We start from the raw sequence: 11,387 nt of genomic DNA, 5'->3' as shown, positions 1-11,387 counted from the left end.
CGTAGCTCCCTTTCGTTTGGGACTGCAAAGGTAGAAACTTTATTCTATTCTCCAAAATTTATTTTAACTTTTTTTTGAAGACCCAAAACCTTTTCTCTTATTCCCTGTTATCCCTCTTTTCAACCTCTCTTTCAATCCCCGCTCCCCTTGCGAAAGCGTGTGCAAAAGTGCAACCTTTTTCTCGTTCTGTCAAGTACTATTTGAAAAAAATTTTTGGCAGTTTTTATATGCCATTTCCTGACCGATTGTATTGCTCTTTTTCAAAAAACTACCGCTCTTTCTTCCTGAGCGGGACGCAAAGATAGGCAGTTAAATAATGCTGTGCAAGCCATAAAACGAAGTTTTTATCATTTTACTTTAACATACTGTAAAACAGCTATTAAATTTACAATACAGGGTTTGGTCTGTTTTTATGATAATTTTGAAAAATGAATAGCAGTATTCCCACAGCATTATTAGAATCACTAAGGGGAAAGACAGAGTTCTCTGAAAAAGAGTTTATTACAGCACATGAATCACCCCAACAGGTAACTTCAATCAGGCTAAATCCTTATAAACCCATTAATTTATTTACAACTTACCCTTCTGTTCCCTGGACGGAGTTTGGAAAATACCTGGAGCAAAGGCCTTCTTTTATTTCAGATCCGTTATTTCATGCAGGTTGTTATTATGTACAGGAAGCTTCCTCCATGTTTTTAGAATATGTGGTAAAGCAAAGTGTAAACTTAGATTCTGATATTCGCGTATTAGATTTATGTGCAGCCCCCGGAGGAAAAAGCACGCTGCTATCATCCATTCTATCCAATAGCAGTTTATTGGTTTCTAATGAAATAATAAAAAGCAGAGTCCCGGTGCTGTCAGATAATCTTACTAAATGGGGGCCAATAAATACCGTTGTTACCAATAATGATCCGAAAGATTTTTCCCGGCTCGCAGATTTCTTTGATTTGCTTGTAATTGATGCTCCATGTTCAGGATCGGGAATGTTCAGGAAAGATCCTGCGGCAATTGATCATTGGTCAGAAAACAATGTAGAGCTGTGCAGCCAGCGCCAGCAGCGTATTTTAGCTGATTCTTTATCCACTTTAAAAAAAGACGGAATACTTATTTATTCTACCTGTTCTTATTCCTATAAAGAAAATGAAGAAATAGCAGATTGGATTTGTGATACTTTTGACTTAACAAGCATTCAGGTTCCGATAAACAAAGAATGGGAAATTGTAGAAACTGTTTCTGAGAAACATAAGTGTTATGGATACCGTTTCTACCCGCAAAAAGTAAAAGGAGAAGGTTTTTTTATAAGTTGCTTCAGAAAAAATGAAGGGAATTATTCTTCGCAAAACAATCGTTTTAAGACTTTAAAGATTAAAGGCACTGATGCTGAGATTATTAATGGTTGGATTAATGGCGATAATACTGCTCTTATTCCAGTTAAAGACGGTTATTCTATCATTAATAAAAATCACGAAAGCGATATCCAGGAACTTCAATCAAAATTATATTTAAAAAAGTCGGGTGTATTTGCCGGAAGAATTGCAGGAAAAGAGCTCATACCGGATCATGAACTGGCATTAAGCCTTATTTTAAGTCCAGCTGTACAAAGAATAGAGCTTTCAAATCCGCAAGCTTTATCTTATTTAAGAAGAGATGAGCTGAAAATTGAATCGGCGGATAAAGGCTGGGGATTAATGTGCACTAATAACTTTGGATTGGGGTGGGCTAAAATACTCCCAAACAGGATTAACAATTATTATCCGAAAGAAATGAGAATTTTAAAAGAGTTTTAAGATTAGAAATTACCGATAGAAAGAAGTACCAGCGTACATGCCTCTATTGTTTCAATCCCTTTTTGCCGGGCAAGCTCTTCAAGTTCCGGATTTTCTGCGCCCGGATTGAAAATAATCCTTCTGGGGTTAGTATTTAGAATATAATCATACAGGACTTTCTGATTCTGCGGACCTACATATAAAGTAATCGTATCAATATCCTTATGAATAATTTCAGGTTTTTCAATAGGAACTCCCGCTACTTCTCCCTTTTTTAAACCTACGTTTACAATTTCATGCCCGGCATGAACAAGTCTGTTTGATGCCAGATAAGCATATCGTCCCGGATTAGGTGTTGCACCAAGTACAAGTGTACGTTTCATATTTATAAGACCTCTTTTGAAGAAAATTGTTTATTTAATATAGCTATCTGGCCAATATGATAAATATGGTGATGTATTAATCCTTCAACAGTTTCTTTGAAAGAAGTACCAGAACCCAAAGCAGGAATACGTTCCTCATCAACATAATCCTCCCATTTTTCCTTCGGGAAATTCAAAATCTGTTCTTTCAATTCATAATGAATTTTACTAAAAAGGTCTTTTAATACCATCCATTCTATTCCTGCAGGATCGGGCCAATCCCCTCGTGACGGTACTTTTACTTTTCCGCCCTGCAATCTTTCGTTCACCTCTTCCGTCCAAGCAACCATATGCAGCAAAATTTCGGCAACAGAATGCGCATTATCAGGTCTATTGTGAATACTTAACTCCGAAACCTGGTCCAAGATCTTTGTTACTGCCGTTCCATACCAGGGATCACCATTTACAACATTTTCTAATTTTTCAGCCAGATAAGAATTAATAGAGTACATAAGCTTATCCTATCAATTTCCTTGCCGCTTCAGCGCAATTTATTCCATCTATTGCTGCAGAAATAATTCCACCGGCGTACCCGGCTCCTTCGCCGCATGGGAATAGTCCTTTAACCTGAGGATGCTGCAATGTTTCAGCATTTCTTGGAATCCGGACAGGAGACGAGGTACGTGATTCTACGCCAACCAATACCGCTTCATTCGTATAATACCCTTTACCTCCATATCGGGCCGGCATTTTTTTACCGAAAACAGGCAAGGCTTTTTGCAAAGACCTAAAAACTATATCGGGTAAGACTTCATCAAGAGGAGCACTTTTAGTACCGGGAAAATATGAATTATCAGGCAACGATGCAGAAAGTTTGCCCTGAACAAAATCTACCATTCGTTGAGCCGGAGCAACCAGGCCAATGTCTGGGTTGACACTATTGCCTCCTGCTAAATACGCCTTATGTTCAACTTCAGCCTGATATTTCAAAAGGCTGAACGGATCTTCACTACTGCCTTTAATATCTTTTAAATTGATTTGAACTACCGTACCTGAATTTGCATACGGATTATTTCGTTTTGAAGGAGACCAACCGTTTACCACAATTTCTTTATAATTGGTAGCACAGGGAGCAATGATACCTCCTGGGCACATGCAAAAAGAAAATACGCCCCTGTCTCCTACCTGTTCAACAAGATTATAATATGAAGGAGGAAGATACTCACTGCGTACTTCACAATGATATTGCGCCTGGTCAATGATCTCCTGTGGATGCTCGATACGAACTCCTAAAGCGAAAGGCTTTGCCTCCAGTAGAAGATTCTTCTCGCGTAATAAATAAAAAACATCTCTTGCAGAATGTCCTGTTGCCAGAACCACGGCATCGGCTTCAAATTTATTTCCGTCAGCCGTTTTTACTCCTTTTATTTCATTGGCTGAAATTATAAGATCAGTTATCTTACTATTAAAGTGTACCTCTCCACCTGCATTTAAAATCGTTTCCCGAATGGCTGAAATAATATGAGGCAATTTATTAGTGCCGATATGAGGGCGTGCATCTATTAATATATCTTCTGTTGCCCCGTGTGCGACAAAAGTTTTCAGTACTTTCTGTATATCTCCACGTTTGTTTGACCGTGTATAGAGTTTCCCATCCGAGTAGGTTCCGGCTCCTCCTTCACCAAAACAATAATTCGACTCAGGATTGATGATTCCCTGTTTGGTGATGACAGCCAGATCACGCCGGCGTTGTTTTACATCTTTTCCACGTTCAAGAATAACCGGCTTTAGACCTGATTCAATACACTGCAATGCACAGAATAAGCCCGCCGGCCCCGCCCCCACTATTATAACAGGTTTTTTATTATGTACATTTCCGTACCGGAAGGAATAAATTTCAGGTAATGGCTTCTGATCCTGATATACCTCGACTTTGAGCCGGAATACAACTTGCCTGCCCCGGGCATCAATAGATCTTTTTATGATTTTAACGAGGGAAATATTACGGGAAGAGATGTTTAACCACTCAGCGGCTTTTTTCTTTAAAACAGCTTCATCATTCACTTCCTCAGGAAGTAATACTAATTCAATTTCATTCATATTGCGCCGGGGTTTTATCCCGGAAGTGCAAAATTACAAAAATTGAATCCGACCATTGCAAATAGTTCTATTTAACAAGCAGCTTGTACATTTTATCTGCTACAAATTTATTTCCTTCAGGAGTTAAGTGAACGCCATCAACAGTCAAAATACCCTTTTCCTTATTTTCAGGATTGTTCTTTAAAAGGTATTCATGAAAATCTTTCCTTAAATCAACTAGCTCACATGTATTCTTTACCGCCAGATCACGAATAATTTGAGAGTACTTATTTAAATCTCCATCCAATTCGTTGCTGTAATCTGTTTTTTCGCCAACAACAGCCGGAGTAACCAATACTACCTTTATATTTTGTGCTTCAAATTTCGAAATTAATGCCTGGTAAAATTTTTCGAATTTATCCGGATCGGTACCTGTAAGAAGCAAACGCTTGTGCCACACATCATTTACGCCTACCCATATTACTACGACGTCCGGTTTTTTGCTTAGTACATCTTCTTCGTGCCTCAGGTAAAGGTCGTAAACCTTGTTTCCACCTATCCCGGCACCTACCAGCTCATAATTTTTATCTTTTTTGTTTTCTTTAAGCATATCATTCATCAGGGTGATATAGCCTCCCGGCTGTGCTCCTGCCTGTGTTATTGAATCGCCGAAAAAGATTATACGCGTCGGCTTATTGTCTTGAAATCCGCAAAACAATAATAAACCAGAAAGTAGGAAAAGAGATAATTTCATATGATTATAGGTTAATATATTCAGTTCGGCTGCTAATTTATAAGATTCATTTCCATAAAGCCGATTGTCGTTTAAAAAATATTTTTAAATTCATCGCAACTAAAGCAGTACTGCCATTTTGGTGTTATTTATAGTATATTGTAACAAGGCACGAATTTTGAAATCAAAGAATAAACAAAAAGTATTAACCCTTTAATCATGAGAAAAAACTTTTATACCTTTTTAACAGCAATTTTTGCTACTGTACTTTTCAGTTCCTGCGGATATAACAGTATGGTTAGCTTAGACGAACAGGTACAATCGCAGTGGGCACAGGTGCAGAACGTTTACCAACGCCGGGCTGATCTTATACCCAATTTAGTTAACACAGTTAAGGGAGCCGCAAATTTTGAAAAAGAGACCTTAACGCAGGTTGTGGAAGCGAGAGCCAAAGCCACATCAATTACTGTTGATCCGAATAAGCTAACTCCTGAAAATATTCAGAAATTTCAAAGTGCACAGGGAGAATTATCCCAGGCATTGGGAAGACTTCTTTCTGTTGTAGAAAATTATCCTGAATTAAAGGCGAACCAGAATTTCCTTGGATTACAAGCGCAATTAGAAGGAACTGAAAACCGCATTACAGTAGAACGTCAAAAATTTAACGAAGTAACACAACAGTACAATTCTAAAATCAGAAGCTTCCCTAATAATATCACCGCTTCTTTATTTGGATTTGAGAAAAAGGGATATTTCCAGGCAGAAGCAGGTTCACAAAAAGCACCAACTGTACAATTTTAACATGGGTTTAACCGAACAGGATCAAAAACGCATTCAACAGGCTATTGAAGCTGCCGAACGCTTTACTTCGGGAGAAATAAGGGTTTGTATCGACAAAACATGCTCAGAAGATGTATTAGACCGGGCAGCAAAGTATTTTTCCAAATTAGGAATGGACCAGACTGCTTTGCGGAACGGAGTTTTGATTTATCTCGCTCTGAATGACAGAAAGTTTGCCATTATCGGCGATGAGGGAATTAACAAAGTTGTACCTGACAATTTCTGGGACAGCACGAAAGAAGCCATGCTCAGCTTTTTTAAAGCGAATGACATTACCGAGGGCATAGCAACCGGAATTAAGCTGGCCGGAGATCAGTTACAAAAATATTTCCCCTTCCGTGATGATGATAAAAATGAACTATCGGACGATATAGCCTTTATGAATGGCAATTAACCTCACATTATTTTAAAAAGGTGCATAAAAACTTTAGAATTTTACTTACAACCCTTTGTTTTATTGTTTTCGCCGCTTGTGTCTCGTTTGCACAAAAATTTCCGGAGAAACCAAACCGGCTGGTAAACGATTATACCAATACCCTTACAGCTGAGCAGGCAGAACAACTGGAACGTAAGCTGGTAGCTTTTGATGATTCTACCTCCACACAAATTGCAGTTGTACTAATCAATTCTTTAGAAGGATACGATGTAGCCGATTATGCGGTACGGCTTGCGGAACAATGGGGCATCGGCCGTGAAAAAAAGAACAACGGTGTACTTTTACTTGCCTCTCTCGGTGATAGAAGAGTTACTATTCAAACTGGTTATGGCGTTGAAGGCGCTCTGCCAGATATAATTGCCAACAGAATAATTGAAAATGAGATTAAGCCAAATTTCAAAGAAGGAAATTACTATCAGGGGTTAGAGCAGGGAACAGATGCCATTATAGCAGCAACCAAAGGTGAATACAAAAACGACAATCCTAAAAAGAATAACAAAGGCAGTAAATTTCCGTTCGGGCTCATTGTTATAATTATAATCATCATTGTAATTATTTCCAGAAAAGGTGGCGGAGGGGGTGGCGGACGCAGGGTAATTGGCAGCCGCGGAGGAGCGGATCTTTTCTGGTGGACGCTGATGTCAGGAATGGGTCGTGGCAACGGCAGAAGCGGAGGAGGGTTCGGAGGCGGCTTTGGTGGCGGAGGCGGTGGTGGTTTTGGCGGCTTCGGTGGCGGAAGTTTCGGTGGAGGAGGTTCAAGCGGAAGTTGGTAGAGATTGGACAGGCTTATGGTTGATAGTTTATTTCATGGTTAATAGTGGATGGTTAATAGTTCAGAGCCAATGGTTCATACTGAATTCAATTACTTATAACTTACAACTCATAAAATGATACGTAAAGATTTTCTACTTGCAGAAATACAAAAGCTGGCACAAATTCTGGCGAAGGTATTAAACCTGAAAAACCAGGGGAATGTAGATGAGGCATTACAAATCTCACACGAAACACTAAGAGACAATTTTGGAATTGATACGGAAACTCTTCAAAAATCTTCAGTCAGTCAATTTGAAGAAGAATTGAGGAAGAAAGATTTCCCTCCAGAAAAGCTTGATTTGCTGGCACAATTTCTTTTTGAGAGTGTATATCCCTTTGATACTATGCCACAAACTCATTCTGTATTGCATAAAGTTCTGACTATTTATAATATACTCGAAAAAGAACATCACACATTATCAATGGAAAATTACAGCCGTCGTACAATAATTGACAATTATTTGAATACAAACCAGTATGAGTAACTTGAAGTGGGAAAAGCTTGATTCAACATATCTGATTAAAGAACGTTGGGCCACCTTACGGGTTGATAAATGCAGGATGCCCGACGGAACGTTAATTGATGATTATTATGTACTTGAATATCCCGATTGGGTAAATGCAGTTGCTTTAACAGAAAACAATGAAGTAATAATAATAAAACAATACCGGCATGCGGCAGAAGAAGTAATTACCGAACTTCCCGGAGGATGTATTGACCCAGGAGAAACGCCTGAAGAAGCTGTCAAAAGAGAACTTCTTGAAGAAACAGGATACGCTTTCACTGCTATAGAACCGCTGGTTACATTGTACGCGAATCCTTCTACCTCTAAAAACAAAACATACAGCTTCATAGCTACAGGCGGTAAAAAAATTCAGGAGCAACACTTGGATGGGCGTGAAGAAATTATTGTTGACATTGTAAGTTTAGATGAGTTTAAACGCTTATTACTGGAAAATAAATTTGCCCAGGCTTTGCATGCAAGTGCTATATTTTATGCCTTATACAAGCTCAAATTGATCCGATAAGTTTAGCAATAAAAAAAGTCCTGTTAAATAACAGGACTTTTTTATGAACAGAGATATTTTCCTAACTCATTTTTAATTTCTTCTGTATATCAGCAACGTATGCTTTGAATTTCTTATCTGTGTCAATCAGGTCCTCTACAGTTTGACAGGCGTAAATAACCGTTGAATGATCTCTTCCTCCAAAAAATGCTCCGATAGATTTTAATGAAGTTTTTGTGTGGCTTTTTGCAAGGTACATTGAAATCTGGCGGGCCTGAACAATTTCGCGTTTGCGGGTTTTAGACTTCACCATTTCAACAGGGACTTCAAAATACTCGCAAACAAGCTTCTGAATAAATTCCATTGAAATTTCCCGGGAGGTATTTTTTACAAAGTTTTTAAGCATAGATTTAGCAAGTCCTAAATCTATTTCCTTTTTGTTTAAGGTAGATTGTGCTAATAAAGACACCATTGCTCCTTCGAGCTCACGAACGTTATTATCGATATTGTGCGCTACATATTCAATCACTTCTCCTGGCAGCTCAATCCCATCGGTATACATTTTCTTTTTAAGGATAGCCATCCTTGTTTCGAGGTCAGGAACCTGCAGATCTGCAGAAAGCCCCCATTTAAACCTGCTTAACAAACGCTCTTCCAAACCTGCCAGGTCTTTTGGCGCTTTATCAGAAGTTATAATTAACTGCTTTCCTGATTGATGAAGGTGATTGAAGATATGGAAGAAAATGTCCTGTGTTTTTTCTTTACCAGCGAAATTATGAACATCGTCCATAATTAACACATCCATGGCCTGATAGAAATTTACGAAATCGTTGATGTTGTTATTTTTCAGCGCATCAACAAATTGCTGGGTGAACTTCTCGCACGAAACATAAAGTACAAGCTTATCGCCTAAGGTCCTTTTTATTTCATTACCTATTGCCTGGGCTAAGTGTGTTTTACCTAAACCCACGCCACCATAAATCATTAAAGGATTGAAAGAGGTTCCTCCCGGCTTTCCGGCAACGGCATAGCCTGCAGAACGGGCAAGACGGTTACAATCTCCTTCAATAAAATTTTCGAAACTGTAATTAGGATTTAATTGCGGATCAACCTGCAATTTTTTCAAGCCCGGAATAACAAAGGGATTTTTAATATCCTTGTTTAAAGCAATCGGCATTGGAATTGATTGATTCTTACCTTCTGCCCCGTTTCCATTAGAAGGCATATTTGTTGTAAACGGCTTATTATTTGAAGATTTTTCTACAACAATATTATATTCTAACCTTCCATCCTCTCCTAACTGCTTCTTTACGGTTTTTCGCAAAAGCCCAACATAATGTTCTTCAAGCCACTCGTAAAAGAATAAACTTGGCACCTGTATAGTAAGAACATTTCCTTCCAGACGCAAGGCTTTGATCGGCTCGAACCATGTTTTGAAGCTCTGAGCTGGAATGTTATCCTTTATGATCTGGAGGCAATTATTCCATACACTTGTACTAGTTTTTTCCATTGAGTTTTTCTAATAAACTGATTTACAATAATTGGAGAAGGAAATAATTGAGATCCTTCAGGACATCGAATATTCGAAAAAAAACTTATTAAAAAAACTAAAATTTAAAATAAGTGTTAATTTCTTTTAAATCAATGAAATAACCTGTTTTCCTCAAGTTAAAATTCAAAAATAGCAGAATTTTTCTCCGGCCCCTATTAAACGTGTAATAGATTACCGGGTTTCCATTACTTTTAAAATATTTAAAAAATTTCCGTCTCTTTCTAAACGTTTTAATTGCTCCTCTAATATCAGTACTCACCAAATTCTTTTCTCAAAACATCCGCTATTTCACCTAAGGTTGCATACTGTTCTACAGCTCGTAAAATTACAGGCATCAGGTTGCTTCCATCATTCGCTGCATGGCTTATATCTTCTAATGCCAGCGCCACAGCCTTGTTGTCCCGCTCCTGCTTTAGTTTGTAAATCTTATCTGCCTGAAGTTTTTGAACAGACTCATCTACCCGGAATACCTCCCCCGGATATTCTTCTTCCTCCACTGTTTTATTTACACCTACTATTATCCGATCTCCCCTCTCTACAGCGGTCTGATAATCGTAAGCCGCTTTTGATATCTCCCGCTGAATGTACCCATTTTCTATTGCATTTACAGCACCTCCCATCGCATCAATTTTTTCAATGTACTCTTTAGCCTTCGCTTCAATCTCATCCGTTAAAGCTTCTATAAAATAAGATCCGGCCAAAGGATCCACTGTCTCGGTAACTCCGCTTTCAAAAGCGATAATCTGCTGTGTTCGTAAGGCAATTTTTGCTGCCTGCTCAGTTGGTAACGATAAGGCTTCATCATACCCATTCGTATGCAGTGATTGCGTTCCACCAAGCACCGCTGCCATTGCCTGATTAGTTACCCTTATAATGTTATTTAAAGGTTGCTGCGCTGTTAACACAGAACCGCCTGTCTGGGTATGGAAACGCAACATTTGTGCTTTAGGATCTGTCGATCCCAACTCTTTTACAATGTTTGCCCACATCCTTCTTGCTGCCCTGAATTTAGCAATTTCTTCGAAGAAATTAGTATGACAATTGAAAAAGAAAGATACTCTTTTGGCAAAAATATCTATATCAAGGCCCTTTTCTAAAGCAGCTTTTAAATACGCTTTACCGTTTGCCAGAGTAAAGGCTAATTCCTGTACTGCGGTTGAGCCTGCCTCGCGAATGTGATAGCCTGAGACAGAAATTGTATTCCATTTCGGTAACTCTTTACTGCAGTATTCAAAAATATCAGTAATTAGCCGCATGGAAGGCTTAGGCGGGTAAATATAAGTGCCCCGGGCCGCGTATTCCTTTAAAATATCATTCTGTATTGTCCCTGAAACTTTCTTCAGATCCGCACCCTGCCTTTTAGCTAAAGCAATATACATTGCTAACAGAATTGAGGCAGTAGCATTGATGGTCATCGAAGTGGAAATTGCTTCCAGATGAATGCCATCAAATAACGTTTCAATATCACGTAAAGAATCTATGGCCACACCAACCTTTCCTACTTCTCCATCAGCCATGGCATGGTCTGAATCATAACCGATCTGTGTAGGCAAATCAAATGCTACTGAAAGCCCGGTAGTACCCTGGCTTAATAAATAATGATACCGTTTATTTGATTCCTCTGCAGTAGAAAAACCAGAATATTGGCGCATCGTCCACAGCTTTCCGCGATACATATCTTTTTGTATGCCGCGTGTAAATGGAAATTCTCCGGGAAGCTCGTTCAGAGTTTTCTGTTCTGTATAAACCTCCCGGATTGTTATCCCTGAAGTTGTAGTAATTTTTTTATCAGACATAA

General features: G+C 38.7%; 12 protein-coding genes. 6 read left to right on the top strand and 6 right to left on the bottom strand.

Annotated features, from left to right (window positions below; all coding sequences use genetic code 11):
* Positions 1-428 precede the first annotated feature (428 nt).
* Positions 429-1,787: a methyltransferase RsmF C-terminal domain-like protein gene (locus ACLCDL_RS16915; protein WP_423149594.1), complete on the top strand. Its 1,359-nt coding sequence runs from the start codon at positions 429-431 to the stop codon at positions 1,785-1,787.
* A 2-nt stretch (positions 1,788-1,789) separates the two neighbouring features.
* On the opposite strand, the gene ACLCDL_RS16910 is transcribed toward ACLCDL_RS16915, so the two are convergent.
* The 4 genes from ACLCDL_RS16910 to ACLCDL_RS16895 all read right to left on the bottom strand — a co-directional run bounded on the left by ACLCDL_RS16910 (position 1,790) and on the right by ACLCDL_RS16895 (position 4,961).
* Positions 1,790-2,149, bottom strand: a complete 360-nt coding sequence (locus ACLCDL_RS16910) for a CoA-binding protein (protein ID WP_423149593.1) — start codon at positions 2,147-2,149, stop codon at positions 1,790-1,792.
* A gap of 2 nt (positions 2,150-2,151) precedes the next feature.
* Complete coding sequence (locus ACLCDL_RS16905; protein ID WP_423149592.1) at positions 2,152-2,640, bottom strand: DinB family protein; 489 nt, start codon at positions 2,638-2,640, stop codon at positions 2,152-2,154.
* Positions 2,641-2,644: 4 nt separating this feature from the next.
* Positions 2,645-4,228 (bottom strand): NAD(P)/FAD-dependent oxidoreductase, encoded by a 1,584-nt coding sequence (locus tag ACLCDL_RS16900; RefSeq protein ID WP_423149591.1) that lies wholly within the window; start codon positions 4,226-4,228, stop codon positions 2,645-2,647.
* A gap of 67 nt (positions 4,229-4,295) precedes the next feature.
* A complete protein-coding gene (locus tag ACLCDL_RS16895; RefSeq protein WP_423149590.1) occupies positions 4,296-4,961 on the bottom strand; it encodes an SGNH/GDSL hydrolase family protein in 666 nt (221 codons plus the stop codon).
* 198 nt (positions 4,962-5,159) lie between these two features.
* Here ACLCDL_RS16895 and ACLCDL_RS16890 point away from each other — a divergent pair, with 198 nt between their 5' ends.
* The 5 genes from ACLCDL_RS16890 (at position 5,160) to ACLCDL_RS16870 (ending at position 8,058) form a co-directional block, all read left to right on the top strand.
* Positions 5,160-5,741: a LemA family protein gene (locus tag ACLCDL_RS16890; protein WP_423149589.1), complete on the top strand. Its 582-nt coding sequence runs from the start codon at positions 5,160-5,162 to the stop codon at positions 5,739-5,741.
* A 1-nt stretch (position 5,742) separates the two neighbouring features.
* Positions 5,743-6,174 (top strand): TPM domain-containing protein, encoded by a 432-nt coding sequence (locus tag ACLCDL_RS16885; protein WP_423149588.1) that lies wholly within the window; start codon positions 5,743-5,745, stop codon positions 6,172-6,174.
* A gap of 20 nt (positions 6,175-6,194) precedes the next feature.
* Positions 6,195-6,989, top strand: coding sequence for a TPM domain-containing protein (locus ACLCDL_RS16880; RefSeq protein WP_423149587.1), 795 nt, complete (start codon positions 6,195-6,197; stop codon positions 6,987-6,989).
* A 114-nt stretch (positions 6,990-7,103) separates the two neighbouring features.
* Positions 7,104-7,514, top strand: coding sequence for a hypothetical protein (locus ACLCDL_RS16875; protein ID WP_423149586.1), 411 nt, complete (start codon positions 7,104-7,106; stop codon positions 7,512-7,514).
* Entirely contained in the window at positions 7,507-8,058 is a 552-nt protein-coding gene (locus tag ACLCDL_RS16870; protein ID WP_423149585.1) for an NUDIX hydrolase, read from the top strand. The genes ACLCDL_RS16875 and ACLCDL_RS16870 overlap by 8 nt, the downstream gene beginning before the upstream one ends.
* Before the next feature lie 61 nt (positions 8,059-8,119).
* On the opposite strand, the gene dnaA is transcribed toward ACLCDL_RS16870, so the two are convergent.
* Positions 8,120-9,547, bottom strand: a complete 1,428-nt coding sequence (gene dnaA, locus ACLCDL_RS16865; RefSeq protein ID WP_423149584.1) for a chromosomal replication initiator protein DnaA — start codon at positions 9,545-9,547, stop codon at positions 8,120-8,122.
* A 290-nt stretch (positions 9,548-9,837) separates the two neighbouring features.
* Positions 9,838-11,385 (bottom strand): acyl-CoA mutase large subunit family protein, encoded by a 1,548-nt coding sequence (locus tag ACLCDL_RS16860; RefSeq protein WP_423149583.1) that lies wholly within the window; start codon positions 11,383-11,385, stop codon positions 9,838-9,840.
* Positions 11,386-11,387: the final 2 nt, after the last annotated feature.

The organism is Rubrilithobacter danxiaensis (genome assembly GCF_047272945.1).
Taxonomy (GTDB): Bacteria; Bacteroidota; Bacteroidia; order Sphingobacteriales; family Sphingobacteriaceae; genus Rubrolithibacter; species Rubrolithibacter danxiaensis.
Note: the sequence above shows the minus strand (reverse complement) of the source record. Positions and strands in the feature narration are given on the sequence as shown.

Bases quoted from the DNA above. Each gene is read 5' to 3' on its own strand.
- ACLCDL_RS16915 (WP_423149594.1), top strand. From the start codon at position 429: ATGAATAGCAGTATTCCCACAGCATTATTAGAATCACTAAGGGGAAAG.
- ACLCDL_RS16910 (WP_423149593.1), bottom strand. From the start codon at position 2,149: ATGAAACGTACACTTGTACTTGGTGCAACACCTAATCCGGGACGATAT.
- ACLCDL_RS16905 (WP_423149592.1), bottom strand. From the start codon at position 2,640: ATGTACTCTATTAATTCTTATCTGGCTGAAAAATTAGAAAATGTTGTA.
- ACLCDL_RS16900 (WP_423149591.1), bottom strand. From the start codon at position 4,228: ATGAATGAAATTGAATTAGTATTACTTCCTGAGGAAGTGAATGATGAA.
- ACLCDL_RS16895 (WP_423149590.1), bottom strand. From the start codon at position 4,961: ATGAAATTATCTCTTTTCCTACTTTCTGGTTTATTATTGTTTTGCGGA.
- ACLCDL_RS16890 (WP_423149589.1), top strand. From the start codon at position 5,160: ATGAGAAAAAACTTTTATACCTTTTTAACAGCAATTTTTGCTACTGTA.
- ACLCDL_RS16885 (WP_423149588.1), top strand. From the start codon at position 5,743: ATGGGTTTAACCGAACAGGATCAAAAACGCATTCAACAGGCTATTGAA.
- ACLCDL_RS16875 (WP_423149586.1), top strand. From the start codon at position 7,104: ATGATACGTAAAGATTTTCTACTTGCAGAAATACAAAAGCTGGCACAA.
- ACLCDL_RS16870 (WP_423149585.1), top strand. From the start codon at position 7,507: ATGAGTAACTTGAAGTGGGAAAAGCTTGATTCAACATATCTGATTAAA.
- dnaA (WP_423149584.1), bottom strand. From the start codon at position 9,547: ATGGAAAAAACTAGTACAAGTGTATGGAATAATTGCCTCCAGATCATA.
- ACLCDL_RS16860 (WP_423149583.1), bottom strand. From the start codon at position 11,385: ATGTCTGATAAAAAAATTACTACAACTTCAGGGATAACAATCCGGGAG.